Origin of the sequence: Microbacterium sp. LMI13-1-1.1, from assembly GCF_040815625.1 — a bacterium.
GTDB lineage: Bacteria > Actinomycetota > Actinomycetes > Actinomycetales > Microbacteriaceae > Microbacterium > Microbacterium forte.
Map to the genome: position 1 here is coordinate 1 of NZ_JBFPNL010000012.1, position 324 is coordinate 324.

Annotated in this window: 1 pseudogene; it reads left to right on the top strand. The window is 73.1% G+C overall.

What is annotated here, in order from left to right:
* Positions 1 to 324 (top strand): annotated as a pseudogene (locus tag MRBLMI13_RS18400) (hypothetical protein); the annotation flags it as partial.

Consider the following 324-nt stretch of genomic DNA (forward strand, 5'->3'; position numbering starts at 1 on the left):
GACGCGCTGGCGGGGTTGTCGGATGCGGACCGGGTCGCGGTGTTGCAGGGCGCGGGGGCGGCGTTCCGGCGTGCCGAGGCGGTGATCGTGGAGACGATCGCGACGGGGGATCCGGGCGATTTTCCGCATTCGGCGGGGTGCCGGGGGCTGAATGAGCTGCTGCGGCGGACGGTCGGTGTGGATGTGCGGGGTGCGACCCGGGTCGACAGGGTGGTCGATCTGGTGCGGCGGCCGATGAGTCTGGCGGGGGAGAGGATGCCGGCGCGGTGGGCGGAGATGCGGCTCGCGCTGTTGGACGGGGTGGTCGGGGTCGCGGGGTTTCTG